The 25,299-nt window shown below is 63.5% G+C and carries 29 protein-coding genes; 17 read left to right on the top strand and 12 right to left on the bottom strand.

What is annotated here, in order from left to right; all coding sequences use genetic code 11:
- Nucleotides 1–49: 49 nt before the first annotated feature.
- Together dinB and EN874_RS26440 are read right to left on the bottom strand one after the other, a co-directional pair.
- The gene (gene dinB / locus EN874_RS26445; protein ID WP_127427790.1) at nt 50–1,312 is read right to left on the bottom strand and encodes a DNA polymerase IV; all 1,263 of its coding nucleotides are present in this window, start codon (nt 1,310–1,312) and stop codon (nt 50–52) included.
- A 413-nt stretch (nt 1,313–1,725) separates the two neighbouring features.
- A complete protein-coding gene (locus EN874_RS26440) occupies nt 1,726–2,031 on the bottom strand; it encodes a cupin domain-containing protein (RefSeq protein WP_245513683.1) in 306 nt (101 codons plus the stop codon).
- A 397-nt stretch (nt 2,032–2,428) separates the two neighbouring features.
- Here EN874_RS26440 and EN874_RS26435 point away from each other — a divergent pair, with 397 nt between their 5' ends.
- From EN874_RS26435 to EN874_RS26425, 3 genes are all read left to right on the top strand, one after another.
- Complete coding sequence (locus tag EN874_RS26435) at nt 2,429–2,620, top strand: hypothetical protein (protein WP_127427791.1); 192 nt, start codon at nt 2,429–2,431, stop codon at nt 2,618–2,620.
- A 522-nt stretch (nt 2,621–3,142) separates the two neighbouring features.
- Nucleotides 3,143–3,382, top strand: coding sequence for a polymerase (locus EN874_RS26430; RefSeq protein ID WP_127427792.1), 240 nt, complete (start codon nt 3,143–3,145; stop codon nt 3,380–3,382).
- Nucleotides 3,383–3,460: 78 nt separating this feature from the next.
- Entirely contained in the window at nt 3,461–3,697 is a 237-nt protein-coding gene (locus EN874_RS26425; protein ID WP_127427914.1) for a hypothetical protein, read from the top strand.
- Between the two features lie 108 nt (nt 3,698–3,805).
- Here EN874_RS26425 and EN874_RS26420 read toward each other — a convergent pair whose 3' ends face one another.
- The gene (locus EN874_RS26420; protein ID WP_127427793.1) at nt 3,806–5,023 is read right to left on the bottom strand and encodes a pilus assembly protein TadG-related protein; all 1,218 of its coding nucleotides are present in this window, start codon (nt 5,021–5,023) and stop codon (nt 3,806–3,808) included.
- Nucleotides 5,024–5,303: 280 nt separating this feature from the next.
- Here EN874_RS26420 and EN874_RS26415 point away from each other — a divergent pair, with 280 nt between their 5' ends.
- The 6 genes from EN874_RS26415 to EN874_RS26385 all read left to right on the top strand — a co-directional run bounded on the left by EN874_RS26415 (nt 5,304) and on the right by EN874_RS26385 (nt 11,365).
- Nucleotides 5,304–6,554, top strand: a complete 1,251-nt coding sequence (locus tag EN874_RS26415; protein ID WP_127427794.1) for a pilus assembly protein TadG-related protein — start codon at nt 5,304–5,306, stop codon at nt 6,552–6,554.
- Between the two features lie 4 nt (nt 6,555–6,558).
- Nucleotides 6,559–6,999, top strand: a complete 441-nt coding sequence (locus tag EN874_RS26410; protein WP_127427795.1) for a TadE/TadG family type IV pilus assembly protein — start codon at nt 6,559–6,561, stop codon at nt 6,997–6,999.
- Nucleotides 6,989–7,399, top strand: a complete 411-nt coding sequence (locus tag EN874_RS26405; protein WP_127427796.1) for a TadE/TadG family type IV pilus assembly protein — start codon at nt 6,989–6,991, stop codon at nt 7,397–7,399. Before EN874_RS26410 ends, EN874_RS26405 begins: the two co-directional genes overlap by 11 nt.
- A 601-nt stretch (nt 7,400–8,000) precedes the next feature.
- Complete coding sequence (locus tag EN874_RS33840; RefSeq protein ID WP_168247616.1) at nt 8,001–8,783, top strand: hypothetical protein; 783 nt, start codon at nt 8,001–8,003, stop codon at nt 8,781–8,783.
- A 202-nt stretch (nt 8,784–8,985) separates the two neighbouring features.
- The gene (locus EN874_RS26390; RefSeq protein WP_127427798.1) at nt 8,986–9,720 is read left to right on the top strand and encodes a class I SAM-dependent methyltransferase; all 735 of its coding nucleotides are present in this window, start codon (nt 8,986–8,988) and stop codon (nt 9,718–9,720) included.
- 103 nt (nt 9,721–9,823) lie between these two features.
- Nucleotides 9,824–11,365, top strand: coding sequence for a tetratricopeptide repeat protein (locus EN874_RS26385; RefSeq protein ID WP_127427799.1), 1,542 nt, complete (start codon nt 9,824–9,826; stop codon nt 11,363–11,365).
- Nucleotides 11,366–11,505: 140 nt separating this feature from the next.
- Here EN874_RS26385 and EN874_RS26380 read toward each other — a convergent pair whose 3' ends face one another.
- Nucleotides 11,506–11,790: a hypothetical protein gene (locus EN874_RS26380; RefSeq protein ID WP_127427800.1), complete on the bottom strand. Its 285-nt coding sequence runs from the start codon at nt 11,788–11,790 to the stop codon at nt 11,506–11,508.
- A gap of 260 nt (nt 11,791–12,050) precedes the next feature.
- Between EN874_RS26380 and EN874_RS26375 the strand changes: the two genes are divergently transcribed.
- Nucleotides 12,051–12,458, top strand: a complete 408-nt coding sequence (locus EN874_RS26375; RefSeq protein ID WP_127427801.1) for a hypothetical protein — start codon at nt 12,051–12,053, stop codon at nt 12,456–12,458.
- A gap of 247 nt (nt 12,459–12,705) precedes the next feature.
- Here EN874_RS26375 and EN874_RS26370 read toward each other — a convergent pair whose 3' ends face one another.
- Nucleotides 12,706–12,975: a hypothetical protein gene (locus EN874_RS26370; RefSeq protein WP_245513682.1), complete on the bottom strand. Its 270-nt coding sequence runs from the start codon at nt 12,973–12,975 to the stop codon at nt 12,706–12,708.
- 651 nt (nt 12,976–13,626) lie between these two features.
- On the bottom strand, nt 13,627–14,544 hold the full coding sequence (locus tag EN874_RS26365; protein ID WP_127427802.1) for a DUF1236 domain-containing protein: 918 nt from the start codon (nt 14,542–14,544) through the stop codon (nt 13,627–13,629).
- 216 nt (nt 14,545–14,760) lie between these two features.
- On the opposite strand from EN874_RS26365, the gene EN874_RS26360 reads away from it, so the two are divergent.
- A complete protein-coding gene (locus EN874_RS26360) occupies nt 14,761–15,060 on the top strand; it encodes a DUF1236 domain-containing protein (protein WP_127427803.1) in 300 nt (99 codons plus the stop codon).
- Nucleotides 15,061–15,284: 224 nt separating this feature from the next.
- Nucleotides 15,285–15,506 (top strand): hypothetical protein, encoded by a 222-nt coding sequence (locus EN874_RS26355; RefSeq protein WP_126084729.1) that lies wholly within the window; start codon nt 15,285–15,287, stop codon nt 15,504–15,506.
- Between the two features lie 280 nt (nt 15,507–15,786).
- On the opposite strand, the gene EN874_RS26350 is transcribed toward EN874_RS26355, so the two are convergent.
- Entirely contained in the window at nt 15,787–16,125 is a 339-nt protein-coding gene (locus EN874_RS26350; protein ID WP_127427804.1) for a DUF982 domain-containing protein, read from the bottom strand.
- A 214-nt stretch (nt 16,126–16,339) separates the two neighbouring features.
- Here EN874_RS26350 and EN874_RS26345 point away from each other — a divergent pair, with 214 nt between their 5' ends.
- The 5 genes from EN874_RS26345 (at nt 16,340) to EN874_RS26325 (ending at nt 18,637) form a co-directional block, all read left to right on the top strand.
- Nucleotides 16,340–16,639, top strand: a complete 300-nt coding sequence (locus EN874_RS26345) for a DUF1236 domain-containing protein (protein WP_126084727.1) — start codon at nt 16,340–16,342, stop codon at nt 16,637–16,639.
- A 74-nt stretch (nt 16,640–16,713) separates the two neighbouring features.
- A complete protein-coding gene (locus EN874_RS26340; RefSeq protein WP_127427805.1) occupies nt 16,714–16,923 on the top strand; it encodes a hypothetical protein in 210 nt (69 codons plus the stop codon).
- Nucleotides 16,924–17,032: 109 nt separating this feature from the next.
- Nucleotides 17,033–17,260: a DUF2934 domain-containing protein gene (locus tag EN874_RS26335; RefSeq protein WP_127427806.1), complete on the top strand. Its 228-nt coding sequence runs from the start codon at nt 17,033–17,035 to the stop codon at nt 17,258–17,260.
- A gap of 356 nt (nt 17,261–17,616) precedes the next feature.
- Nucleotides 17,617–18,045 carry a porin gene (locus EN874_RS26330; RefSeq protein ID WP_127427807.1) on the top strand — a complete coding sequence of 143 codons (429 nt, stop codon included), beginning with the start codon at nt 17,617–17,619 and terminating at the stop codon, nt 18,043–18,045.
- Nucleotides 18,046–18,136: 91 nt separating this feature from the next.
- A complete protein-coding gene (locus EN874_RS26325; protein WP_127427808.1) occupies nt 18,137–18,637 on the top strand; it encodes a porin in 501 nt (166 codons plus the stop codon).
- A gap of 180 nt (nt 18,638–18,817) precedes the next feature.
- Here EN874_RS26325 and EN874_RS26320 read toward each other — a convergent pair whose 3' ends face one another.
- The 5 genes from EN874_RS26320 to EN874_RS26300 form a co-directional block, all read right to left on the bottom strand.
- Nucleotides 18,818–19,027, bottom strand: a complete 210-nt coding sequence (locus EN874_RS26320; protein WP_127427809.1) for a hypothetical protein — start codon at nt 19,025–19,027, stop codon at nt 18,818–18,820.
- Nucleotides 19,028–19,203: 176 nt separating this feature from the next.
- Nucleotides 19,204–19,551: a hypothetical protein gene (locus EN874_RS26315; RefSeq protein WP_127427810.1), complete on the bottom strand. Its 348-nt coding sequence runs from the start codon at nt 19,549–19,551 to the stop codon at nt 19,204–19,206.
- A 218-nt stretch (nt 19,552–19,769) separates the two neighbouring features.
- On the bottom strand, nt 19,770–20,555 hold the full coding sequence (locus tag EN874_RS26310; RefSeq protein WP_127427811.1) for a hypothetical protein: 786 nt from the start codon (nt 20,553–20,555) through the stop codon (nt 19,770–19,772).
- A 22-nt stretch (nt 20,556–20,577) separates the two neighbouring features.
- Complete coding sequence (locus tag EN874_RS26305; protein WP_127427812.1) at nt 20,578–24,210, bottom strand: tetratricopeptide repeat protein; 3,633 nt, start codon at nt 24,208–24,210, stop codon at nt 20,578–20,580.
- Nucleotides 24,211–24,415: 205 nt separating this feature from the next.
- Nucleotides 24,416–25,060, bottom strand: coding sequence for a S24 family peptidase (locus tag EN874_RS26300; RefSeq protein WP_127427813.1), 645 nt, complete (start codon nt 25,058–25,060; stop codon nt 24,416–24,418).
- Nucleotides 25,061–25,299 lie beyond the last annotated feature (239 nt).

Raw genomic sequence — 25,299 nt, 5'->3', positions numbered from 1 at the left:
GGCTTTCGCCAATTTCCAAAGTGGCAAGGGAGATGCCAGCGGTGTGCCCCTACAACTCCTTCTCGGCCAGCTCCCTGAATTCATCCGGCACCGAGCGCGCCGCCTCCAGCGCCACCGTGCCGTAGCCGACGGCCTCCTTGCCGAAGCGCTGGCGGATCTTGTCGATGGCGCGGTCGGCGCCGAAGCGGGCGAGTCCCTTGCGGCTGCCGGGCTTGAGCTTCTCGTCGGCGAGGCCGAGCGGCAGCTCGAGCTGCAATTCGGCATGCTCTTCGAGATGCGAGACCGAGATGGCGAGCAGCGAGATTTCCCGCTCGCCCGGGTGAGCGGCGAGCACGCCGCGCACCAGCTCCTCGGCGATCTCGGCGAGCATGGTCGTGGCCTGGATCGGCTGCTCCAGCGTCACCGCGCGGGTGACGGCGCGCATGTCGGCGAAGCGCACGCGCACAGTCACCGTGCGGCCCGGCCGGTCCTTGGCCCGCAGGCGGCTGGCGACGCGGTCGGCGAGATGCAACAGCGTCGGCACGAATATGCGTGGCAGCGCCGGCTTGCGGCCAAGCGCCGACTGCGCTCCGGCGGAATGGGCGCGGCGATGCGTCTCCAGCCGGCGCGGGTCGCGGTTCCAGGCAAGGGCAGCTAACTTCTGGCCGGCGGCGTGGCCGATAAGCCGCTCCAGCGCGCCGCTGTGCGTACGCGCCAATTGCCCGATGGTCTCGACGCCGATCTCGGCGAGCCTGGCCTTGGTCGCCGGGCCGACGCCCCACATCAGCGATACCGGCAAATCGTGCAGGAAGGCGAGTTCGGTGCCGGGCTCGACCACCACCAGGCCGTCGGGCTTGGCCACCTGCGAGGCGATCTTGGCGAGATGCTTGGTTCGCGCCACGCCGATCGAGATCGGCAGGCCGAGCTCGGCCTGCACGCGGCTGCGGATGGTCTTGGCGATTTCCTCCGGCGGCCCGAACAGATGCGTGCAGCCGGCGACGTCTGCGAAAGCCTCGTCGATCGAGATGCGCTCGACCAGCGGCGTGAAATCATCGAGCACCTTGATCGCGGCGTCGCCTAGGCGCTGATATTCGCTGAAGCGGCCGCCGACGAAGATCAGCTGCGGGCAGAGCTCGCGCGCCTTACGGCCGGGCATGCCGCCGCGCACGCCGAAGACCTTCGCCTCATAGGAGGCGGCAAGCACCACGCCGCCGCCGACCGCGATCGGCTTGCCGCGCAGCGACGGGTCGAGCAACTGCTCGACCGAGGCGTAGAAGGCGTCGAGATCGGCATGCAGGATGGTGGCGGCTGAAGCGGCGTTCGTGGCGGGCATCGCGCGCTCCCATCTTCGGCCTGATTCCGCGCCGCAGCATTAGTAAAGACTTTTGTAAGAGGTGTTCGCCGGGAACATAAAGAGAACAAAACCAGTCTCTAGTCAAGCCGTCGCGTCGGACAGGAGAACATTTACAACCTCGCGCAACCGGGGATTTTGGCGGCTGGTTGCGATGCCCGAGAGCCCTCAAAAAGGGGATATCGCCGGGGGTGGCGGGGGATCGTCTCGCATGGAGCACCAGCGCCCTGCGCGACGAAACATGGCGCCGCGATCTGCGTGAGATGATCTCCTCGGCAGCTTCGCTGCCATCTTGCCCTCGAGGGAGAGACTGGCTCGGCTATGCCGGTTTGGCGTATTGCTCGGCGCTGAGCACCTCGATGCATTGGAACGGCTGATTGCCTTCCACCCAGGCGTCATGGCCGGGCGGAATGGTGTAGGACGTTGCCGGCCTCGAAGGTCTTCTGCGTCCCGTCGTTCATGCGCACGGTGATCGTTCCGGACACGACATAGCCGACATGCGAGACTTGGCAGCTGTCGGTCTTGACCACTGGCTTCACGCATTCGGACCATCTCCAGCCCGGCTCCATGTTGAGCCGCCCGAGCGTGTAGCCGGGCAGCCGCACGACTTCGACGCGGGTCTTGGCGGGCGTGCGGACCTCGTCGGGATTGTTGTGCGACTTGGACTCGAATTTGGCGACATTCATTGGAGCTTCGGCCATGCCATCCTCCCCATATCCAAGCGGAGCGTGACGTCACGATCGTCGGCGACCGCCGCCTGTTTCATACGCCTTTTGTTGAGCGATCGCTAATTTAATTGCCGGGCGCGGCAGGAAATCGATTTTGCCACGCAACGCCTATTGCAGGCACGACATGCCGGTGATTTGCTGTTCCAAGCGTTGGCACGACGATGGTTGAGGGACCATCCGTTCTCGTCCCAAAAGGGAGAATTCGATGAATCCTCGGCAACCTTTCCGAACGATCTCGTCGCTGCCGTCGCGATCCCCAACCGGACAATCTCGAGTTCGCTCAAATGCGCGCCGCACGCTCGGCGGGCGAAGCCGTGACGGGGACAGCTATAGGCCGGAGGCAATCAACTAAAAAACAGGGAGGAAACCGATGCTTCATCAGGCTGTCAAAACGCAGACCCGTCCGCCGCTCGGGTCAGTGCGCCGCACCCAGCCGGCGCTTCGCCAGTGCTGCGACAACTATGTCTGCCCGGTCTGCGAGCAAGTCGTCGAGCTGACGGATTTCCGACAGGTCGTCTGGCATCAAAGACCCGGGCACAAGCCGATGGAGATGGATGACTGAGCGCCTTGCCGGCGTGAAAAAAGGCCCGCGTCTTTCCGGAAAAATGCGCGGGCCGAAGCTGGAGTAGCCGTTCATTCAACGCGCTTCTGGGCAACTGGTTGCAGCCTGGTCGAAACGAGCAGCCGCAGCCGGCGGGCAGGCCTGGGCATGCGGTTCGGTAGCGGGGGCTGGGGTCCAGTCGCCGATGCGACCGAAGTCTTACCTTGCAACGCAGAAGCCCGAGCGGCCGGATTTCTGGAAACAAGTGCGCCGGCAATTCATTGCTTCACAGGCCGTCGAGCAAAGTCCCTTCATCGGCGGTTGCCAACGGAGGGCCCGCCATCTCCTGCGATGTGGCGGGCACCTCTTAGCAATTTCAGGAAAAGTGCGCAGCGGTTTTCCGTCCGGAATTGCGACCAACAGAGAGAGCCATTTCAGGAAAAGTGCGCAGCGGTTTTCCGTTCGGAATTGCGACCAACAGAGAGAGCTATTCCAGGAAAAGTGCGCAATCCTGCGAAGGGTGAGCCGCTCAGGGAGACATCCATGCAGCCCGGCGAATTTATCGCGAACCTGTTCGCCATCTTCCTCATGGCAGGATTGATCGCCGGCGTCTTCCTCGTCTTCGGCGAGCCGCTCTGGCCGGAACGGCGGACGGGGATGGCGACCCCATTCCCGGTCGATGCGACCACGACCGGCTCCGTGCGCGGCGCCTGCTTCGAGCCTTGCCTGCCGCTCCGCTTCGATCTCAAGCGCGCACCGCCCAGGCCGCTGTCGAAATCGTGACCGCAACGACACCGGGTGGAACCGGCCGCGCGCCACGCCGTTGATTCCCGCGAAGGGATGCTGTGGGCGGAGGCCGCCATGGACAGCTTCGAACTCATCGATCTTCTCTGCGTCGTCGATGCCTGCGCGAGCGACCGCGCGGCCGGGCGCCTCATCTCGATGTCGAGAGCCGTCGAGGAATTGCGGGTCTTGACCGGCGACTTCGTCTCGTCGGACGAAGACGCGGCGAATGCCTTGAGCCAGGTGGCGCTGGAGCGCGGCTGCGCGGTGCTCTTCGACGAACAGCCGGGCGCCGATATCGTCGGAGAGTTGTGATCTCCTCCTCGAGGGGAGGCGCCGAAGGCGACAGAGGGGGTCGCCTCTGGTGAGACAACCCTCTCTGGCCATCTCCCCTCGACGGGAAGAGTGGCGCCCCGCCATCTCTCACTTCACCAGCGTGATCGTCCTGCCGGCATACATCTCGCGGTTGCCGAGCTCGGACGCGCAGTCCGATTTTACCGCCGAGTTCCCTGTCATTCCCACGGTTTTGCCGACCAGCCGCAGGCAACTGCCTTGTGCGTTCATGTCGGAATTGCCGGCGTAGGAGATGGGCGCGTCGGGTGCGTAGATGAAGCCGCTCACCGCCGAGCCGGATCCGCCATTGATCGTCAGCGCCTGTGTGTTGCCGTGGGCCTGGAAGATGGTGATGCCGGCATAGGGACCGCTGGTCGGCGGCGAGAGGTTCACCTGTTCGTTGGCGTTGATGTAGAGCTGCGAGCCTTCCATCAGGAAGATCGTCACACCCTGGCCGGTGAGGCTGCCGTTGCCGCCGGGCTTTATGGTGACATTGCGCAGGATGTAGGTGCCCGGATTGAGCGTGATCTTTCCCGACCAGGTCTTGTCGCAATAGGTGCCGGGCGAAAGCGTGACCGTCTTGCCGTTGGGCATCGACTGGCAGAGCCCATAGGGAGGCGGGGTGACGTTGGCCAGCGGATCGAAGGACGCATACTGGTTTTCGAGCGGCGTGCCGCATGAAAGGATAGCGCTGGGCGGTGTCACCCCCGAGGTGGCGCCGACCGTCGAGACGCATGCGGCGCTGACGATCGCCGAGCCGCCCCGGTTGACGGAGTCGGCCGCGTCCGAGTTGGAGGCGATCACGCAGCCGTCCATCGCGACATTGGTCGAGCCCTGCAGATTGACGGCGGAGCCCACATGCGGATCAAGCGCCAGCACGCACGCCTGCGCCCCGGGCTTGACCTGGACGGAGGCCGAGCGGATCGCTTGCCAGGCCGGCGTGCCGCTGACGAAAGCCGGGCGGCTGATGCTGGACGACAGCGAAATGGTGTAGGCGCTGGGATCGCCACTGGCCGTTGCCTGGAAGGCGTCGAGGCTGCCCGAATATTCCCCGGCGTCGGCGGCGCTCATATTGGCGGCGAAGAAAGTCAGGCCGAGCTGGCGCATGTCGCCGGACGACATGTTCGGCTGGTATTTCGTGCCAACCGCGAGTCCCGCCGCGTCCAGCGAGTTCTGCAGCTGCGCCGCGTCGTCGCTTGTGCCCACCACATTGACGGCGCCGGCCACGACCAGCATTAGCGGCACCATGGCGATCGCGGTCGCCAACGCGAAATTGCCGCGCGTCGAAGTCCAGAACCGTCCAATCATGGCAGCACCCTCGCCGGAAATGGCAGAGAAATACCGCAGCCGTCTCTACGACCGATTTCCGAAAAAGATAAAATGCAGAAAATGCTAAATTGGCAAACTTATCCGAAGGTTACGCCTTAAGTCCGACAGTTGTTGGGCCCTAAGTCTTAGTCGGTCCACCGCAGGACGGGCGAAAGCGGCCTCTGGGGTCTGACTGGCATAAGTCGAGTGAAAAAATTAGCCATTCGTTTATCGGCAGATGCTTGACGTAATGGTCGGGATAGCTTGGGCGAGCTCGGCCATGGCCTCATTCGGTGTGATCTTCAGGAATTTCGTCTCGCGTCGCCTGCGAAGCGGCGAGGGCGGCAATGTTGCCACCATCTTCGCGCTCACCTTGCCCATTGTCGTCGGCGGGGCGGGGCTCGGCGTCGAGACCTCCTACTGGTACTATTCGAGCCTCAAGCTGCAGGCGACGGCCGACGCCGCCGCCTATGCCGGCGCGCTGGAGAAGATCGCGGGATCCGACACCGCGGCGATCACGACGGCCGCCACCCAGTCGGCGAGCGATAACGGGCTGGGCACCGGCACCATCGCCGTCCACACGCCGCCCACCTCGGGGCCGAACACGGCCAACAAGGCGGTCGAGGTGATCCTCAACCAGAACCTGGACCGGATGTTCACCTCCATCTTCAGTCAGAGCAAAGTGCCGGAGCAGGCGAGGGCGGTGGCGCTCATCACCGATGGCGCCTATGGCTGCATGGAGGCGCTCAATCAGTCGGCCTCGCAGGCGGTACTCTTCTCCGGCAGCACCACCGTCAAGCTCAGCGGCTGCGTCATCGCGTCGAATTCTATCGCCGATGATGCCATCAAGACCCAGGGCTCGGCGTCGCTCAAAGCCGACTGCCTGGTTTCGGTCGGCGGCATGGTGCTGAACAATCCAGTCACCACAGTCTGTAAGTCTCCGATTACCAAGTCCTTGCCTGTGGCCGATCCTTACGCCAGCCTGCCGACGCCCGCGGCCTCGAGCCAGTGCTCGAAAGTCAACGGCAGCAAAACGTCGCAAACACTCCAGGCCGGCACCTACTGCAATGGCATGGACCTCAAGGGCAATGTCGCGCTTTCTTCCGGTACCTATGTCGTGCAGGGCGATTTCAAGATCAACGCCGGCGCGGTCGTCACCTGCGCCGCACCCTGCACCGGCGTGACCATCTACATGGCCGGCAGCAACAGCGTCAGTATGAACGGCAACGCCACGGTGAACCTGAGCGCGCCGACCTCGGGCACCTATTCCGGCGTGCTGTTCTACGGCGACAGAACGGGGACCACGGCGCAGAGCACCTTCAACGGCACCGCGGACTCGCTTTTGACCGGGGCCATCTACTTCCCCAGGCAGCAGGTCAACTATCTTGGCAATTTCTCCGGCGTCAACGGCTGCACGCAGGTCGTTGCCGACACGATCCAGTGGTCGGGCAATTCGACCATCAATCAGGACTGCACCAGCCTCGGGATGAAGAACCTCCCGGCGGCCCCGTCGGTTGCGATCGTCGAGTAGCGGCATGGGACCATTCGCGATCCGCTTCCGCAAGAACCGCTCCGGCGCCGCCGCGGTGGAATTCGCGCTGGTGTTGCCGGTGCTGTGCACCGCGCTCTTCGGCGTCGCCGACGGCTGGTCCTACGTCACCAACTCGCTGGCGATGCGGGCGGGCGTGAAGACGGCGGCAAATCTGCTGCTGGCCGGCGCGAGCGATGATACTGCCGTCCAGGCCGCCGCGCTCGCTAGCTGGGAGAAGAAACCCACCGATGCGGCTGTCGCGGTCACCCGCAGCTACAAGTGCGGAACGACCGTGGTCACGTCGACGACCCTCTGCGCCGGACCGAAGTTGCCTTCGGTCTTCGTCCAGATCCAGGCGTCGGGCACCTGGGTTCCGCCTTTCACCTTCGGCCCGTTCCCGAAGGACACCGCGCTCGGCCATCAGCAGGTGATCCGTGTCCGCTAAACGGAGAGCCAAGGCGTTTGCCGGCAATGCCTATGGCGGAGCCGCGATTGAATTCGCGCTGGTAGTGCCTTTCCTGATCATGCTCCTGTTCGGCATCTTCGCCTTCGGCTGGTCGATGAACAGCGAGTCCAGCGTGCGCTACGCGCTCGAGGCCTCCGCGCGCTCCCTGCAGCTCGACAACACGATGACCCAGGCCCAGATCCAGGCCATCGCCACAAAGAGGCTGCAGGCGCTCGGCCTGAAGAACGTCAACGTCACGATCACCACCGATCCGCCGAGCGGCGGCTTCAAGATGGCGCATGTCAACGCCAGCTACGCCTTTGTCATCCAGTTCCCCTATTTCAGCGATTACCCGATCAGCTACTCCACCACCGTCAACGTGCCGCTGATCAGCCCCTAGCGCGTTTCACCGTTTCACGGAAACGGCGAAACGTCCTATCTCCTTGTTTTTACGCAATTCCGGACGGAAAACCGCTCACACTTTTCCTGGAATTGCTCTTAGAGCCGAGAGAAAAGCGCGCACCGGGTTTCCGTCCGGATTGCGTGGAAACAAAGAGCCGTTCCAGGAAGATATATAAAAGTATATAACGGCGTCGGTCCGCGACTGCTCAAAAACAAACCGTTTGCGCGCTCGCGCGTCCCGATGCCGGCGGCTCTCATCCCCGGCGCCCAAAACCGGCACGGCTTTTTTGCGAAAACCGCTGCATAAACAAGGGTCTGGCCTCCTTTTGCCGACGCAGGTTGCATGGCGCTGGGCCCTTGGTCCGATGGGGCATGGGCCTTCATTGTTCCGGAGGGTGTACCTGTGCCTAGCCATTTTATTTGCCAAATGATTTCAATGAGTTAATATCAGATCTCGGCCGGCGCGGGGCCTGTTTCCCCGGTTTGCTCGCATGTCGCGACGGTATTTGTCTAAAAGTTACTCCAAGCCATTAGGGAATTCTCATAAGACGCAGCCTAGCGGTTGGGCAGACGTGAAGATTCACCTGCGGAGATAGACGATGACAATCCGAAAAACACTCTTGGCGTCACTGGCCATTCTGGCGCTCGCGGCCGCTCCGGCGCTTGCCGGGCCCGGTGGCAACGGTGGCGGCAACGGCAACGGCGGCAACCACGGCGGCGGCAACGGCAATGGCGGCGGTAACGGCAATGGCCATGGCGGCGGCAAGGGCAACAGCGGCGCCTCGCATGGCAAGGCATCGGCTCCGGGTCAGCTGGCGAAGTCGACCGACGACGTCACGGATGATACGGCCGCGGCCGCGACACCCAAGGAAAAGAACATCCATGCCAAGCTCGGCCGGCTGAACTCGCTGCAGCGCAACATCAACGCCTATATGAACTCCAAGAGCAAGAAGTTCGCAGGCATTCAGGCTTATGTGACGCAGGCGGCGGCGGCCAAGAACGCGCAGGCCGCGCTTGATGCCGCAAACGCCAAGCTGGCCGCCGACCAGGCCACGCTCGACACGCTCAATCAGCAGCTCGACGACCTCAATGCGACTGACCAGTCCAATATGACCGATGACGACAAGGCGGCTCTGGCGGCGCAGATCGCCGACGTTCAGGCGCAGGTCGACGCGCAGAACACGGCAGTCGCCGATGACACCCAAGCGGTCGCGGATGCCCAGGCCGCGGTTGACAATACACCTGCCCCCGATGATGCCTCGCTCGACGCCGCCCTGCAGGACATGGCCAACAAGCCGGTCGACCAGGAGGTGACGGACTGGGCCAAGGACGTGCTGGCCGACAAGATCGACCAGGCCGCCGCGGCGACATCCACGCCGTAAGGCGATCGCAACCTCCCAGAGGGTGAACTGCCATGCCGCCGGGCCTCAGCCCGGCGGCATTTTCGTTGGTGACATCGATCTCCCCTTGTAGGCTTGGGATCGGCGGTCCGCCGCATCACGCCGATTTCAGCCGAATTTCAGCCGGGCATCACGCCGGCAGGCGGGGCTTCGGGCAGCATGGCCGAAAAGGAAGGAACCGACCATGGCGGACATGCAAGGCGCACAGCACTGGAACGAGGACAATTCCCGCAGCTTTCTCGACTACGGGCGCTACTTCGTTCCCGAGCGCGAGCGCCAGATCGAGATGATCGCCGACCTTATCCCGGCCGCGCCGGGCGGCCTGCTGGTCGAGCTCTGCCCAGGCGAGGGCTTGCTCAGCCGCGCGCTGCTGGAGCGATTTCCGGACAGCCGCGTGCTGGCGCTCGACGGTTCTGAGCGTATGCTCGAGCAGACACGGAAGACCTGCCGCGATCATGCCGGCCGCCTGACCACGACCGCCTTCGAGCTGGCGGATCGCGACTGGCGACGCTTTGCCGAGCCGCCGCATGCGATCGTCTCCTCGCTTGCCATTCACCATCTCGACGGCCGGCAGAAGCAGATCCTGTTTGCCGACCTTGCGGAGGCGCTCAGCCTCGGCGGCGTGCTGGTGGTGGCCGACATCGTGCGGCCGCCGAGCGCGGCTGGCCTCGCCATCGCAGCGCGGCAGTGGGACGAGGCGGTGCGCTCGCGCTCGCTCGCGATCGACGGCGACCTTGCGGCCTTTGCCGAGTTCAACCGCCTCGGCTGGAACTATTTCCGCAATCCCGACGGCGAGCCGATCGACAAGCCGTCCTCGCTGGCCGAGCAGCTCGCCTGGCTTTCCGACGCCGGCTTTGCCGCGGTCGACTGCATCTGGCTTTTCGCCGGCCACGCAATCTTCAGCGGACGGAAGCCTTGATGTCGCAGGGCAGTCGTGATGTCCTCGAGCGTGCAAGGATGTTGACCGACTGCTAAGCCGTCGCGTGCAGGCCGAATTTGTGTGATGTCTCCTCGGGGGCGACATGACGACGTTCGAATTCTCCGGCCACAGGCTCGATCTGCACAAGGGCAGGCTGCAGAGGGGCGGGCTCGACGTCGACCTGCGCGCCAAATCGCTCTCGCTGCTCATCTATCTCCTGGAGAATGCCGGCCGCGTGATCGGCAAGGACGAGCTGGTCAATGCCGTCTGGCCGAACATCGCCGTCTCCGACGATTCCCTCACCCAATGCATGAAGGATATCCGCAAGGCCCTCGGCCCTGAGGCGGACGGCCTGATCCGCACCGTGCTGCGGCGAGGCTATGTGATCGACGAGGATCGTGTCCGTCGCATCGGAGACCGCGGCGCGTCGGCCGGCGGGGCGGGCGAGGGCGCCGGCGACGCGCCGTCGATCGCGGTGCTGCCCTTCGAGAATCTCAGCGGCGACCCGGCGCAGGATTATTTCGCTGACGGCATGGTCGACGAGATCATCACCGCGCTGTCGCGCATGCGGTGGCTGTTCATCATCGCCCGCAACTCGAGCTTCGCCTACAAAGGGCAGGCCGACGGCGTGAAACGGGCCGGCGCCGAGCTCGGCGTGCGCTATGTGCTGACCGGCAGCGTCCGCAAGGCCGGCGACCACATCCGTCTCACCGGACAACTCATCGACCAGTCGTCCGGCAAGACGATCTGGGCCAACCGCTATGACGGCACGCTGGCCGACGTGTTCGACCTTCAGGATCGGTTTGCCGAGAGTGTCGTCGGCGCCATCCAGCCCTCCATCCTGTCGGCAGAGATCGAGCGTTCGCGGCGCAAGCGGCCGGAAAGCCTCGCCGCCTACGACTACGTGCTGCGCGCCTTTCCGCTCACCTGGTCGCTCGACCGGGCGCAGAATGACGAGGCCGGGACGCTGCTTGAGCGGGCGATCGCGATCGAGCCCGACTATCCGCTGGCGCTTTCGCTGCTTGCTTGGTGCCATCTGCAGCGCGTCGCCTACCACTGGACCGAAGCGCCGGCGGCGTCTCGGGAGGAGGGCCTGCGCCTGGCGCAGAAGGGGGCGGCGCTCTCCGGCGACGACCCGATGGTGCTTGCCGTGCTCGGCGCCGCGCATTCCTTTGCCCGCGACTATGAGGTCGCCGAGATGCATCTGGCGCGGGCGCGCGCGCTCGATCCGAATTCCGCCTGGGCCTGGCTGCGCAGCGCCTGGCTCGATGTCTATCGCGAGCGGCCCGAGGCGGCGATCGAGAAGTTCGAGCATTTCGAACGGCTGAGCCCGCGCGACCCGATGGGCTACATGGCCGAGATCGGCATCGGCGCCGCCCATTTCATTGCCGAACGCTACGAGGAAGCGTTGGTCATGATCCAGCGCGGGGTCAGCCGGCAGCCTGGCGCCACCTGGGCGCTGCGCTGGCTGGTGACGACGCTTGTCCATGCCGGCCGCAAGGATGAGGCACGGCGCGTTTGCGTCAGGCTGCTGGAAAGCAATCCGGGGCTGACGGTCGCCAAGGTCTGGGACCAGCTGCCTTTTGAGACGGGCACGCCGGAGCGCGTCGCCGCGGGTCTGCGCGAGGCCGGCCTGCCGGATTGATACTATGCCGGACGACCAGGCGCCGGCGCCAGCCGGTTTCGCCGCAATTTCCCCGAAGTTTCGGCGGGACTTCACGATCTCCGGCCAGGCGCCGGCTACCCTCATCCTCGCTGTCGCTCAAGACAGTTCGAGGACGGAGACTACACCATGACCACGCTGGTTCCTTTCGTCGGCCTCGCAGCCGATCGCCTGTCACATGCTTCTCCCTCGCGGCTTTCCGGCTGCTGGCCGTTGTAACGTCGGCCCTTCTGTGGCTGCCGCGTTTTTGGAGAGCACGGAACGACCTCGCGGGCCTTGCCGCCATGAGCGAATGCGAGCGCCGAGACATCGGCCTCACCGCCTTCGACATCGAAAACGCCCTCGCGCTGCCTGTCGACCGCGACCCCACCGAGGTGCTTGCGCGCGTCGTTGACGATCGCCGTCATCGCCGCGAATCCTGAGCGTCTGTGCCGCCAAGCAGCGCCAGGTGCAAAACCGATGCCGCATTGCTTCGCGCCCCTCTGTCTGGCCGGACAGAGGGGCCAGTCCCGCCGCCACTTTGCTTTGCCGCAACCTGATGCCATGCAGGGCGTCCTTACAATCCACACCAAAACGCGCCGCCGCTCCCCGGGTGTCATGGCTAATATGCCTTGCGGCGTGTAGAGTTGGCGGGTGAGGGTTTCACAGGGCATTGGGAGGACATCAAATGCCGCGGGTCTCGGAGCTTTTCTTTAAAACTGCCGTCGTCTTTCTGATCCTGGGCATTGCCGCCGGGCTGGAGATGGCGATTTCGGGCAACCACGGCGCATTCCCGGCGCATGCCCACATCAACCTTCTCGGTTGGGTGACCAGCGCGATCTTCGGCGGTTACTATGCGCTCAATCCGGCCAAGGCCGAGCGCCGCATCGCCATGATCCATTACGGCCTTTACACGGTCGGCATCGTGATCATGCTGCCGGCGCTTTACTGGATGCTGGCGGAAGGCCACCCGGAGGTCGAGCCGGTCGTGGCGATCGGCTCGCTGATTGTCGCCGCCGCGGTGCTGATCTTTGGCTTCGTCGTCTTCTCGTCTTCCGAAACGGTGCGCTCGGCTACGGCTGCCCCGGCGCGCTGATCGGCCGAACCGGCAAGCGCGTCGCCCGTTTTTGGCGTGACGCGCCAGCCTCACTGTCGTCACCCAGGGCGAGGCAGGAGCGAAGCTCCATCGCGGAGACCTGGGATCCTTCCGTGACCTCAGCCGAAGCAGCCACGGAGCGGAATTCTGCATCGTGGCAGCGCTCCGATGTGGCCAATGCCTGGTCCTCGCGCCTTGTCGCTGCGCCCAGGGATGACGACGTCGGAAGGGCGAACGCTGAACCGCCTTACGGCAAAAGCCTCGGGAACAGCCGCGAGATCAGCGCATGGACGATGCCGTCCCGCTCGAACGGGCCCGGCAGCTTGGCGGCGGCGCCGGCATCGGTCGCCTTGCTCTCGTCCGTCACCCGGCTTTCGGCGTGCACGAGCCACAGCACGGCCACGAAGTAGCCTGCCTGCAGCACCACGCCCGCCAGGAATGTCCAGCCCAGCGATTCCCAGACCGACCCGGTGGACGCGTAAGTCCATCCGAGAACCACCAGGAGCGTTGCCGTCATTCCCACAAGAAACTGCGGAAAATACATTTGCCCAACCGAGCGCCGCGACCGTTTGTGATCGTCGGCAATCTCGCCCATTCCTCTACCCACCCTGACCCTTGCACCTTTCCGGTGTGATCGCAAGGCTGAACAACGCCCGCAACGATCCCGTAGGCCTTTGGGCTGATGCCGTCAGGACAAGGGTCTTGGACTTCTGCTTTCAGGAACCAAGCCGAGGCCGATCCGTTCCCTTCCATCACGTTAATCAGGAGGAACTGATGGACCGCAGCGTCTACGAGGCGCGGTGGCTTCTCGCGCCTGTTTTCGGCCTCTGCATCGTCTTCGCGGCTGCCGGAATCCTGCTCGGCTAGTGCATGTCGCCCAAAGTGGGAGCCGGACAGACGGGCGTAAGATCAAAGGCGTAGAGCGCAGGAGCGACACTGAAAGATCGCCACGCGCTTTAGAGTCTGTCCCCCAATCATCGCGCAATTTCGCACGACGGCCGGCGTCCCTTCTCATCGGAAGGCCCGGCCCACAGATTTCCTCCGAAGGCCGCGGGGCCGAGTTTCATAGAGCCTGTTTCATGGATTTGCGAATTCCCGCCTCGGAAAGAGGAGGCCCGCCATGCCTTGCGGCGCGGCGGGCCTCCTCCTGTCGGGCATGCCGTCCGGATCAGGCTTCCAGGATCACCACGATCTTGTAGGTGTCCGGATCGACGATGACGATGCGTCCGTCGGCCAGCACGAAGTACAAGAAGTCCTCGTAAGCAGGGACGATCTTGACGATGCGGGCCGGCACCCGGTGCAGGCGGATCTTGTGCCGCGGGATCTCGATGCCGACCGAGATGTCGAAGGTGACATCGCGAACCGGCTGGACGTGGGTCTCGTGGATGATCTGCGTGATCTGCGTCTTCTGCTCGACCGTCACGTTGGTGATCGAGGCCGTCTTGTTCTGGTCGGTCTGGACGGTGCCCTGAGCATTCTGCTCGGTGCTGGTGCCCGTCTTGCCTTGAGCATTCTGCTGGGTCTGCATCTTGGTGGTACCCTGGGCGTTCTGCTCGGTGGTCGTACCGGTCTTGCTCTGAGCGTTCTGCTCAGTGCTTGTGCCCATCTTGCCCTGGGCGTTCTGCTCAGTGCTCTTCATCTTCGTCTTGCCCTGGGCCTGTTCGTTCGAGCCCTTCGGACAGTTGGCCATGCCGGTCTTGCATTTGGCCGTACCTTGAGCCTGCTCCTCAGTCTTGGTGCCCGCTTGACCCTGGGCCTGCTCATCGGTCTTCATCTTGGCCTTGCCCTGAGCCTGTTGCTCGGTGCTGGTGCCGGCCTGACCCTGAGCTTGCTCATCGGTCTTCATCTTGGCTTTGCCCTGAGCCTGCTCCTCGGTATTGACGCCAGCCTTGCCCTGGGCATTTTGCTCGGTCTGCGACTTCATCTTACCTTTGGCCTGTTCGCCCGCCTTGCCGCCCTTCTGGCAGTCGGCCTGGCCGGCGGCACAGTTATTGTCGCCGCTCGGCTGCACGGATTCGGTCTGCGCCATCGCGGCTCCGCAACCGACGCCGAGCGCGATCATGCTCGTGATCAGCAGGTGTTTCATCTGATTTCTCCTCGGAAAGTCGGTCCCTTCACTCGGATAAACCCGGGCTTAAAAGCATTGTTCCGAAATGTTTTGCGAAGCCGAGGTGACGTTTTGTGAGAGCGCCGGCGGCGATTTGCAGGAACAAGGTTTGGCCGCTGGCGTTGGGGCAATGCCGGACCGGCTGTGGAAAATCGCAGGCGCAGCGGAGGCGATTGATCCATAAAGGAGACGACCATGAGAATGCACATCACCACAGCCGCCGCTGGCCTTCTGCTTCTGGCCGGGGCTGGCGCCGTAGCCGCGCAGGATGTTGTCATCGAGCCCGAGCAGGAAACCGTCATCAAGGAATATGTGCACAAGCAGCCGCTGGCCTCGGTGAAGGTTCCCGGCGTTGAGCTCAGCATCGGCAGCACCCTTCCCGATACCGTCGAGCTGCACGAAGTGCCGAACGTGAAATACCGCTACGTGGTCGTCGATAACCAGACGATTATCGTCGACCCCGGCACCCGCAAGATCGTCAAGGTGCTGAAGTAACCGGCCGCTGATACCGGCCAGCAAGCTGGATGGCCCGTCGCCGGCTCAGGCGGGGGGCCATAACCCGGTATTATTTTACCATACGCTTACGGAACCTTCCGTCTGAGCGCGCGTTGCCGCCTCTGGTTCGTCTTGTCTCATAGACAACACAAAGCGCGGGCAGGATGCGGATTCGGGCGGCGGCGAAAACAGGCACGGGCTGGGGGCGAGGAGGACTAGTCAACATGTCGAAACGAGAAATCGGAACATCCCGCTCGCTCGGGATGCGCGTCGCCGATCTGAAAGCCCGGATGCAGGACGCCAGGATCACCGAACACGAGATGAAGACCTTCCAGAAGGTCGCGGCCATCATGGGAGGCGGCGATGGCTCCCTACGCATCGATGCGGACGACCTGATCGCCGCATCCTTCGTCACCGAGGCGCTCAGCGAAACGTCGCCGACCTGACGGCAGCCTCCTTCCCGCCATCGATGTCGACCGCTGCCGGCCAGGTTTGGGCGGCAGTGAGCGGCGTTGCGCATGCGCCACAGCGGTGCCGGCAAAGTTTGCCATGCTATGCCCTTGCGATTGACAGCGTCATGGTTGTGGCGTGAACCTGCGCAAGCGAAGCGAGCAAAAGGGGGTAAAGATGAAAAGGGCCTATGAAATCTGACTGATCCGCGTTGCGCTGCCGTTCGCCGCAAACAAGTGATCGAAAGCCCTTCGCCCTCGCGAGGGGCTTATTCTTTCATAGCCGCGGTTGGTTTTCGCGCCTGGCCCTGACGCGCCTGATCTTGGCTTCGCGCAGCGCCGTCACCGGATCGATGCCGGTCCATAGAATGCCGGCCTTCTGGGCGAAGGCGAGGAAGGTCCGCCGCGCTTCCTGGAGCTTCACGTCTCCCGTCCTCGCCGCCTCGCAGGCCCGCACTGCCGCGCGATAGCAGTCGCCGCGCATCGCCGGCGGCCATTCGGTGAGGAAATTCTCCATCGCGGCCAGCGAAGCGATGTCTCGTCTGAAGCCGGCGCCGACGGCAATCGCCACCGGGCGGCGAAAGGGCATATCGCTTCTGACGAGGGCTTCATTCATGGCGGGCCTTCGGCGTGTCAAATCATGCAATGCTAACAATGCGAAGCCGCCGCGACGGTTCCCGGGCTCCCTCGGCGGAGCGGATCATTTAGCCATCGGTGACGGAACAACCGCGATCCGCAGGCGTTTGCCCCGGGAGCTCCCTGTTCGATCTACCTGGGTTTCCGCGTAGCGGAGGCAGGGCGGAGCTCGCCAACGCAACAGGAGACTTATGATGAAAACCACCCTCATTCCTGCTGTCGCCGGCCTGGCTCTGATGGCCGGTATTGGCTTTGCGGCTGCGGACGAGGTGATCGTCACCCCTGAGCAGCAGACTGTCGTGAAGGAATATGTCCACAAGCATCCTGTGGCCTCGGTCAATGTTCTGGGCCTCGAGCTCGGCATAGGCTCCACGGTGCCGGATACGGTTGAATTGCAGACGGTGCCGGATGTCCAGTACAGATATACCGTCGTCAACGACCATACGGTTCTTGTCGACCCCGGCACACGCAGAGTGATACAGGTTATCGAGTAGCTTTGTGCTTACGAGCCCCGATCCTCCCGCCGTGCCGGCGGGGGGATGCCGGCTCCTAGAAAGGAGTCGCAACCATGCACCATCCCCATGTCGAATCAGCCGATTGCGCAAAGGCCGTCGACAAGCTTTTGGCCGAACATCGCACCGGCCTGCTGTCGATGGATGAAGCGATCACCATCCTGCGCAAGAGCACCGGAACCGAACGCTCTGACGCGGATTTGGCCGCATTGATTACGAAAAAGGCAGCGTATCTGGGCGTCGCCGTCGTTTCTGACGCGCACTGAAAAAAATCGCTGCTCAAGTTCACGTCCCACGCGTCCTATGCGCAAGACGCCACCGGAAAATTCGGCTAATGTTTCCGTCGGGGAACGGCCCCATTCAAAGGAGGCGACAGTGACGGACGACAGGCAGGAACGCATTCGCCGGCGGGCGCATGAGATCTGGGAACAGGCAGGCCGGCCGGAAGGCTCGCATATGGAGCACTGGGACCTGGCGACCGCCGAGATCGACGGCGCCGTAAAGGCCGCGCCGAAAAAGGCGGCCGCCAAGGCAGACAAGCCGAAAGCGACGAAGGCTGCTGCCAAGACAAAGGCGTCCGCCAAGCCGAAAGCCAAGAGCTGATTTCCGGCGGCCCCAGCGCGGCCGGTCCATCTCCATAGCTGGTGAACGGAGGCGGGGAAGTCCGCGCCCCGTGTGGGCGCGCATGGATGCACTCGACCTAAGCTGCCGAAAGTGTAGCGGAATAATATTAGTTTCAACTAAAATTAGCTATCCTTTATAAGTATGCTTTGCGTGATCGCGGGTTGCTGAATAGATCGAGCAATCCACCGTGGCTCTGCGGCAACAGCCGCGCTCTCGTCTGAAATACTCCCAGTAAAAGTCAGGTATTGGGCCCGGAGCTCCCGTTGACTCGGTTCGCCCCCAATGGTGCTTTCGCCCCAACGGTTTTTCTCTATCCAACTTCGGGGGTTCAGGGTATGCGGGGCATCAACCGCCTTATTTCATTTGCGTTTCTGTCCGCGGCAGGCGGCTTCTCGGCATCCGCGCAGGCGGCGCCGGTCGAGTACGTCAAGGTATGCACGCCTTACGGCGCGCAATATTATTACAGCCCCGGCACCGACACCTGCATCAACGCCAATACCGGCGAGACGCGCCGTCTGACCGAGCACGGCGTGGTCGTCGGCAAGACTGCGCTGGCGAGCAAGGTTGACGACATCGATGGCCGCGTCCAGCGCGCCTTCGAGGGCGCCTCGGTGGCTTCGGCGCTGACCAGCCCGGACCTGGTGCAGGGCGAGCATTTCGGCGTGCGCGTCAACTGGGCAATGCAGGTCAGTCCAACGCCATGGGCGTCACCGGCGCGGCCGTGCTGGGCGAGGGGCTCTTCCCCACGGGCAACGGTCGTCTGACCGGCGCTGCCGGCGTCGCCTTCTCCGGCAAGACTGTCGGCGGCAATGCCGGCCTGCAGCTCACCTGGTAAGAGTTGGTCAGGGGGCAATCATGTTCAGATATTTCCTTGCGCCGGCGATCCTCGGCGCGGCAACGCTGCTGGCGGCGCCATCCGAGGCCGCGGTCGAATATGTCAGGATCTGCTCGGCCTATGGCGCCAACTACTATTACAGCCCGGGCACCGACACCTGCATCAACGCCGACACCGGCGTGACCAACCGGAAGGTTGATGACGGCAACGGCGGGTTCATCACCGTCACCGGCAAGACAGCACTGACTGCCCACGTCGACGACATCGACAACCGCATCACCCGCGCCTTTGAGAACGCCTCGATCTCGGCCGCCCTTGCCGCGCCCGACCTCGTCCAGGGCGAGCATTTCGGCCTGCGCGTCAACTGGGGCAATGCCGGCGACGCCAATGCCTTCGGCATCACCGGTGCCGCGGTGCTGAGCGAAGGCTTCGCTCATGGCGGCCGGCTGACCGGCACGCTCGGAATTGCCTTTTCCGGCAACGTCGTCGGCGGCAATGCGGGGCTGCAATTCAGCTGGTAGGTGAGGCTTCCCCTTCTCCTGGTGGGAGAAGGTGTCGCCGCAGGCGACGGGTGTTGGGATGGAAGCCTGAGTGCTTCAAATCACCGAGCGCCTCGTTTCTTCCAACATCGTCATCCGTCCCGGCGCAGCGCGCGCCGATCCACCTTCTCCCGCATGGAGAGAAGGGGGCGGGTTGAACAACTACCGCCGCCCTTGCTTTCCAGCGTACTGGGCGACCGCGCAGAGGAAAGCCAGCGCGGCGGTATCGCAGGCAGCCCGCGATGGCGACGGACCCTTTGCAAAAAGCACTGCGTCCGCGACCGGGATCGTCAGGCCATGCTTCCTGGCAAATGAGGTGACTTCGTAAGGCTGATCGTCGGATTGTATGCCGATGTCGATTTGCTGGTGCATCAAACGAGTTCCTCCCTGGTATGCGGCTATGCCCTCCTTCGCCTGCAGGAATTAAACGCCCGGCGGCTCGCAGGCGTCCACCAATTGGCAATTGTGTGAAACGATGCATTTTCCGGAACGGAGAGCCGAGGGTTGCAGCGGCGTGATTGTTCGCGTTCCGGGCGCGACGCTGGCGTTCACTCCCAGGCATCGCTCGACCTTGCAAACCGCACGCCCGCCGCGATCATCGCCCCCTCACATTCGCTGATCAGCCTGAGGTTCCTCAGATACCGCGCCACTGTCTCCGGCAGCCAGGCGGCGCAGGCTTCGACATAGGCCCGGCCGTGTACCAGCGTGCCGGTCGAAAGCCGCTCATCCTTCTCGGCGATTACTTTCAGATATTGCCGGATGAAACGGATGTCGTCGGCGATGTCCTGGCTGGCCATGCGCCATGCGCCGGCCAGGCGCTCGCGCTCGGCGAACGGCAACGGCGACTGAATTGGACGGGAAAGATCGGCGAAAGCGGCATGGTTCGCGGTGTTCAAGCAAGTCCCCTCAAAGAAAGGACCGCATCGTACTTTACGTACGAAAAGTGGTCAAGCGAATTTCGTACAATTTGAACGATAGTTCACTTGCGCCGCGTCGTGAAACTTGCGTTGCCCCCTGACGCCATGAACCAATACTTTCGCGCAGCTGAAATCCGAAGGCAAAGCGCTCCTTCAGCTCTAGCCCTCACATATCGATCACCGGGCGCTTCATCCGCCTAGTTCTTTGCAACCTCGTAGAGCAGAGCGGTTTTTATACGCCGTCCGGATTCGCCCTGTAACGACAGGGCGGCTGCGTAGAGTTTCGCGGCGGCCGGGCAGAGACCTTCGAATTCCCGGCTGATATTTGCGATTGCATCCATCTCCGCTGGTGTGCCGCCAGCGCTTGTGAAAGCGTCGGCCAGCAGCGACCAGTCCTGATCGCTGGGGTCGGCGGCCGGCAGGCCGCCATTCTTCGCTGCGCCTAAGGCATGGAACAGGGTGACCCCGATCTTGTCCATGTCGTTCAGAAAATCCTTGTCCGGTGTGCCGAGCGCGTCAGGCCCGTTGCGAAGGTAGCTGTTGCAGGTGGCCGCAGATTCGCGGGCCATCACATCTTTGAGCATATCGAGCTGGGCGCCGAGTGCCTCGGAGGCGGTGTCGTCCGGGGTCGAACGGAGCAGGGACGCATATTTGTGCCTGAGATCGGCGACCGCGACGCGGCTGACGTTGCGTACCTCCGCCTCGCCTCCTCCCGAGGCCGCCACGGCCGCGATCTTCTGCACGATCGCATCGTACTCATTCGGAAATTCCTGCTTCACGACCTTAAAGATCTGGAATCCCTGGCTCTGAAGCTGATCGCTGACTTGGGCAACGGTCAGCTTTGCGGGGTCGTCATGCGAACCCATCACGGTCTGGTAGAGGTATTTGCCGCCGGCAAAGCCGAGCGCCCAGGGCAGCACCTTCACCGCCACGAAAGCCAAAGCGGCGACCGCCGCCACGCCCAATCCCTTCCAGCGCGACATCCGCCGGCCCTTCGATATCTGTTCAATTTTCCGCGAGGCTCAGCGCCTTCTTGCGGTCGGCCTCGGCGCGCTTGTGGTCGCCCTTGGCTTCCCAGGCCCGGCTTCGCGCTTTGTAGAGACCGGCAAATTTGGGATCGAGCTTGATAGCCTTGCTAAGATCGGCAATGGCTCCATCATAATCTGCCGTGGTTGTTCGGATAACCCCTCTGCCAAAGTAGCCATAGACGCTCTTTGGATCGAGGCTTAGCGCCTTCTCGAAATCGCTATAAGCGCCGGCACCGTCGTGCTGGCCCATCCGTACCAGACCCCGATCGGCGTAGACCTTCGCTTCGGCCGGGGCCAAGCTGATCGCTTTGTCGTAATCGGCAAGAGCTCGATCGTAGTCTTCTTTCAGGGTGAAGCTCTGAGCACGCCCGTAATAGCTCGGCGCAAAGCCCGGATCGAGCGTGATCGCATAGCTGTAATCCGCGATTGCCCGGTCGTAGTCGTTCTTGGCATGCCAGGCGAGGGCGCGGGCGAAATAGGCGCCGTGATATGTCGGGAAGAACGCGATTGCCTTGTCGAATTGCGCAATCGCGCCGTCATAGTTGCCTTTGTCGTATAGGGTGTTGCCCCTCGTGAGGAATGACTGGGCGGTTCCTGAATTGCGAATTTGCGGCGCCTCGTCCAACCTGGTCGCCTGCCGGTCGCTTTGTCCTGCGGTCTTGCCTGCCTTCTTCGGGGCAAGAGCTTTTTCCTTCGCAGCAATTGCCAATTTTCGACCCTGATGGGCCATGTCGGATTTAGGATCGAGCTCGAGTGCCCGGTCGAGATCGGCAATGGCGTGATCGAAGTCGCCCATATAGTACCAGGCGCTGCCGCGCCCGAAATAAAACGGGGCATAGTCCGGTTTCATTTCGATCGCACGGTTGAAATCGGCGATGGCCTTTTCCGGCTCGCGCTTCTTCACCAGTATCAGAGCGCGGCCGTCATAGGCTGCGATGTAGGATGGATCGATCTCAAGCGCGCGGTTGACGTCGGCCAGGGCCCCGTCATAGTCGCCCTTTTGCAGGCGCGCCCTAGCGCGCGCCGAATAGGTCGACGGTTCGTTTGGCGCGAGCGCCAAGGCGCGGCTGTATTCAGCGACGGCGCGATCGTATTTGCGTTTCTTGTAGAACGCGTCGCCGCGCTCCAACAGTGCCATGACGGCCTGGAGATCCGCGTCGGCCTCTTCGCCTTGTCCCTCCGCCGCCACCGCTGCTTTGCGGGCGACGGCATAGTCGGCATTGCCCGGATCGAGCTTGAGCGCCTGGTCGAAGTCGGCGATGGCGCCGGCATAGTCCTTGCGGTCGGCCCGCGCCATGCCGCGCGCATAATAGATGGCGTCGTCCTTCGCATCGATGCCGACCGCAACCGAATAGGCAGCGATCGCGCGCCCGCTGTCGCCCTTGGCGTGCCAGGCCATGCCTTTGCAGTAATGGGCGTCGCGCGCCTTCGGGTCGAGCGCCGCGGCTCGGTCGCAATCGGCAAGAGCGCCATCGGCATCGCCTGCGGTGACCTTGGCGAGGCCGCGGCGAAAATACCCGGCGGCAAAATTGGGGGCGACCTGGATGACCATGTCGAAGTCGGCGATCGCTTGGCCGTAGTCGCGCAGGGCTGCTCTGGCCCTGCCGCGGCCGAAATAGCCGAAGCGGTTGTAGGGTTCGAGCACGATCACCTGGTCATAGGAGCCGATCGCCTTGTCGTATTTGCCCATGTCCAGCCAGGCATCGCCACCGAGGATCGCTTGCAGGGCGCGCGGGTCTTTTGTCTCCAGCGACCTTGCAGCCAGTGTGTCGTCTGTAGCCGTCAAATTCGGACGAACGGTTTGCTGGTTTGGAGCGGCGACCGCCGGCTTCGGCTGCCGCGCATCCTGCGCCGGCGCGGGTTCGCCGTCATCGCCGGCAGCGTGCTCGTCGCAGCTTCCCGACCGCCCAGGCGCCAGTTCGACGGCGCGCCGGCAATCAGCCGCCGCGCCGGCCTGGTCGCCCTTGAGCGTCCTTGCGCGGCTGCGGCCCAGATAGGCGTCGGCATTTTTGGGATCGAGGCTGATTGCCTTGTCGAAATCGAGCAGTGCGCCGTCCACGCCATACTTTGCCAGACGCGCGCCGGCGCGATCGACCAATATCCTGGCGGCGGCCTGATCCTGTGTCCCGGCGACCTGAGCGACTTGCTGGCCGGCCATGAGCGCGGCGCACGCGCCGGCAAGTTGGGGGTCGAGTTCTGCGGCGCGCCGACAGTCCGTCGCGGCAAGCGTGCTGTCCCCGTGCGTGGCCTCTGCCATCGCCCTGTCGTAAACTGCTTCGGCGTTATCAGGGTCGAGTCCGATAGCCAGACTGAAGGAGTTGATCGCTCCTGCAACGTCGCCCTGTATCTGCTGCTCCAGCCCTCGTTTGATGTACCCGGCAACAAGTTTTGAACGAACTCGATCGGCGGATGCCCGCAGCATCGCGTTTGAAGGAGGCTGTGCGAACTCGGTGGGCTGGGTTGCGGTCGGTGCTTCGGCACTGGCGTCTCCCGTTTCGCAATCGCCTGTCTTCTCCGGGTCGAGCGCGATGGCTTCGCGGCAGTCGGCCGCCGCGCCGGCGGCATCGCCCATGCGCGCCCGCGTCCGCGACCGGCCGGACCAGGCTCTTGCATAGTTTGCATCGAGTTCGATCGCCTTGTCGAAATCGGCAATGGCGCGATCGTTGCTGCCTTTGCTTGCCCAGGCGACGGCCCGGTAATAATAGCCGTCGACGATCCCGGTATCGAGCGCGATCGCCTTGTTGGCGTCGGCGATCGCGCGCGCCCAGTCGTTCTTGCCGATCCAGGCGGCGCTGCGGTTGGCATAGGCGTCAGCGCTCTGGGCATCCACGCTGATTGCGGTGTCGTAGTCGGCAATGGCTCGGTCGAACTCACCCTTGGCGGCACGGAGGATGCCGCGATTGACATAGGCAACCAAATCCGTCGGATCGATGCGGATCGCTTCGTCATACTCGGCGATCGCCTTTTCCCACTCGCCCGTTCTGCTCCAGGCGGTGCCGAGCCCGGTATGGGCGTCGCCATTCCGCGGATCGGCCTCGATCGCCTGCTGGAAGTCGATGATGGCCGCGTCGACCTTGCCTTTGCGCAGGAAGGCCGAGCCGCGACTGGAATAGGCGTCGCCGGCGGACGGCTCCATGCTGATGGCTATGTTGAAATCCGCGATCGCGCGGTCGTCGTCGCCCTTGTTGTACCAGTCGGCACCGCGGTTGACGTATGCCGAAGCGCGTTTGGGATCGAGGGCGATCACCTCGCCATAGTCGGCGATCCCACCATCCCAGTCTTGCTTGTCGTCGCGGGCGGCGGCCCGATAGAAATAGGCCTTGATGCGCAGGCGCAACGCCTCCGTATCGTCCTCGGCAATCCCCGTGCAGGCAGCGATGCGCTGCTCGACCCCGACCTTGTCGACATTCGCTCCCTTTTTGTAGATCGGGCCACCGCCCAAGCCTTTGTCGTCACTTTCGTCGCCGAAGCAAAGGGCATAGTCCTTCGCAACGGCGGACGCGGGCGTGGTGAGGGCGCCAAGCGCCACCGTCCCCGCCAGCACCAAAAGCGGCCAGCGTGAAAGCCAGACAACGAACGCACGCACAAGCGCGCCGGTGCGGCATGACATGGTTTCTGATCCTCCCCCCCGGAGTTGCCGCGACGGCGACCGCAGTTGCCTATATAGTTCTGTTTTTGTTCCTTAATGCAAGCAGAAATTGCGATGGTCGTCTTTGCACGCCCCGGCAGGGCCAAATTTGCATCTCGCAAGGCCTGGGTCGGAGGGAGAAAATGGGCGTGGCGTCTCGGCCGGACTGCACCGCACGGCCGCCGCCTCACATATCGATCATCGACCTTTTCACCCGCCCGATGATCGTGATCGCCCCTTCCAACTCCGGCGGGGGAATATCCAGATACGACGCCGGCTGGAAGGGCGGGGTGTCGTTCGGGCGGTAGCGCTTGTAGGTGGCGCGGCCGGTCTCGTCGGCGATGACGTAACAGCCATTGGTCACCAGCCGCTTGTCGCGCAGGTTGACGAAGATGATCGAATCCGGCGGCGAGATCTTGTTCATCGACGGCCCGTCGACGCGCAGCGCGATCCACTCGCCTTCCTCGAGGTCGGCGGTGGGGATGGTCGGATAGTCGGAAAGGTTGACCACGCTGTCCTGGCTGCCGAGTTCGCCGGCGCTGATCCAGGACACGATCGGCACGTCGACGGTGACGGGCGAGGGGGCGAGCTGCGCCGGGCCGGCCTCGGCGCCGTCGGCCCCCAAACCACCATTGAACAAGAGCCAGCCCGGGTCGACGCCGAACAGCCGGCCGTATTTCTCCGCCGCCTTGCGCGACAGCGGCCGGTTGCCGTTCTCGTGGCTGATGAGGGTGTTCTTGTTGATGTCGCGCAGCGCCCGCGCCGCATCGCTGGCCGAGGCATAGCCAGCCTGGGCGCGCGCCTGCTGCAATCTGTGCCGAGAATCCATCATCGTACAAAATGCCTGAAAATTATCGTCCAAAATGTACGATTTCGCTTGCGCGTCATTCGTACATAACGTACGCTTAGCGCATGAATGAGCATCCCGCAAGCATTTCCGCATTGCCCATGAGCATCTTGAGTCTGCCCACGGCCATCTCGGGACCGCCCACGAGCAACTCGGGGCCAACACGTCGCCGGCATAGCATCGGCACCTTCGCCGCCGATCCCTCGACTTTTGAATTCCAATCG

Source organism: Mesorhizobium sp. M1D.F.Ca.ET.231.01.1.1 (genome assembly GCF_003999155.2).
Classification (GTDB): domain Bacteria; phylum Pseudomonadota; class Alphaproteobacteria; order Rhizobiales; family Rhizobiaceae; genus Mesorhizobium.
The sequence above is the reverse complement of the archived record's forward strand: the minus strand, read 5'-3'. Positions and strand labels throughout refer to the sequence as shown.

What these genes read in the sequence shown, in the direction of transcription:
- dinB (WP_127427790.1), bottom strand. Translation starts at nt 1,312, where the DNA reads ATGCCCGCCACGAACGCCGCTTCAGCCGCCACCATCCTGCATGCCGAT.
- EN874_RS26440 (WP_245513683.1), bottom strand. Translation starts at nt 2,031, where the DNA reads ATGGCCGAAGCTCCAATGAATGTCGCCAAATTCGAGTCCAAGTCGCAC.
- EN874_RS26435 (WP_127427791.1), top strand. Translation starts at nt 2,429, where the DNA reads ATGCTTCATCAGGCTGTCAAAACGCAGACCCGTCCGCCGCTCGGGTCA.
- EN874_RS26430 (WP_127427792.1), top strand. Translation starts at nt 3,143, where the DNA reads ATGCAGCCCGGCGAATTTATCGCGAACCTGTTCGCCATCTTCCTCATG.
- EN874_RS26425 (WP_127427914.1), top strand. Translation starts at nt 3,461, where the DNA reads ATGGACAGCTTCGAACTCATCGATCTTCTCTGCGTCGTCGATGCCTGC.
- EN874_RS26420 (WP_127427793.1), bottom strand. Translation starts at nt 5,023, where the DNA reads ATGATTGGACGGTTCTGGACTTCGACGCGCGGCAATTTCGCGTTGGCG.
- EN874_RS26415 (WP_127427794.1), top strand. Translation starts at nt 5,304, where the DNA reads ATGGCCTCATTCGGTGTGATCTTCAGGAATTTCGTCTCGCGTCGCCTG.
- EN874_RS26410 (WP_127427795.1), top strand. Translation starts at nt 6,559, where the DNA reads ATGGGACCATTCGCGATCCGCTTCCGCAAGAACCGCTCCGGCGCCGCC.
- EN874_RS33840 (WP_168247616.1), top strand. Translation starts at nt 8,001, where the DNA reads ATGACAATCCGAAAAACACTCTTGGCGTCACTGGCCATTCTGGCGCTC.
- EN874_RS26390 (WP_127427798.1), top strand. Translation starts at nt 8,986, where the DNA reads ATGGCGGACATGCAAGGCGCACAGCACTGGAACGAGGACAATTCCCGC.
- EN874_RS26385 (WP_127427799.1), top strand. Translation starts at nt 9,824, where the DNA reads ATGACGACGTTCGAATTCTCCGGCCACAGGCTCGATCTGCACAAGGGC.
- EN874_RS26380 (WP_127427800.1), bottom strand. Translation starts at nt 11,790, where the DNA reads ATGACGGCGATCGTCAACGACGCGCGCAAGCACCTCGGTGGGGTCGCG.
- EN874_RS26375 (WP_127427801.1), top strand. Translation starts at nt 12,051, where the DNA reads ATGCCGCGGGTCTCGGAGCTTTTCTTTAAAACTGCCGTCGTCTTTCTG.
- EN874_RS26370 (WP_245513682.1), bottom strand. Translation starts at nt 12,975, where the DNA reads ATGACGGCAACGCTCCTGGTGGTTCTCGGATGGACTTACGCGTCCACC.
- EN874_RS26365 (WP_127427802.1), bottom strand. Translation starts at nt 14,544, where the DNA reads ATGAAACACCTGCTGATCACGAGCATGATCGCGCTCGGCGTCGGTTGC.
- EN874_RS26360 (WP_127427803.1), top strand. Translation starts at nt 14,761, where the DNA reads ATGAGAATGCACATCACCACAGCCGCCGCTGGCCTTCTGCTTCTGGCC.
- EN874_RS26355 (WP_126084729.1), top strand. Translation starts at nt 15,285, where the DNA reads ATGTCGAAACGAGAAATCGGAACATCCCGCTCGCTCGGGATGCGCGTC.
- EN874_RS26350 (WP_127427804.1), bottom strand. Translation starts at nt 16,125, where the DNA reads ATGAATGAAGCCCTCGTCAGAAGCGATATGCCCTTTCGCCGCCCGGTG.
- EN874_RS26345 (WP_126084727.1), top strand. Translation starts at nt 16,340, where the DNA reads ATGAAAACCACCCTCATTCCTGCTGTCGCCGGCCTGGCTCTGATGGCC.
- EN874_RS26340 (WP_127427805.1), top strand. Translation starts at nt 16,714, where the DNA reads ATGCACCATCCCCATGTCGAATCAGCCGATTGCGCAAAGGCCGTCGAC.
- EN874_RS26330 (WP_127427807.1), top strand. Translation starts at nt 17,617, where the DNA reads ATGCGGGGCATCAACCGCCTTATTTCATTTGCGTTTCTGTCCGCGGCA.
- EN874_RS26325 (WP_127427808.1), top strand. Translation starts at nt 18,137, where the DNA reads ATGTTCAGATATTTCCTTGCGCCGGCGATCCTCGGCGCGGCAACGCTG.
- EN874_RS26320 (WP_127427809.1), bottom strand. Translation starts at nt 19,027, where the DNA reads ATGCACCAGCAAATCGACATCGGCATACAATCCGACGATCAGCCTTAC.
- EN874_RS26310 (WP_127427811.1), bottom strand. Translation starts at nt 20,555, where the DNA reads ATGTCGCGCTGGAAGGGATTGGGCGTGGCGGCGGTCGCCGCTTTGGCT.
- EN874_RS26305 (WP_127427812.1), bottom strand. Translation starts at nt 24,210, where the DNA reads ATGTCATGCCGCACCGGCGCGCTTGTGCGTGCGTTCGTTGTCTGGCTT.
- EN874_RS26300 (WP_127427813.1), bottom strand. Translation starts at nt 25,060, where the DNA reads ATGATGGATTCTCGGCACAGATTGCAGCAGGCGCGCGCCCAGGCTGGC.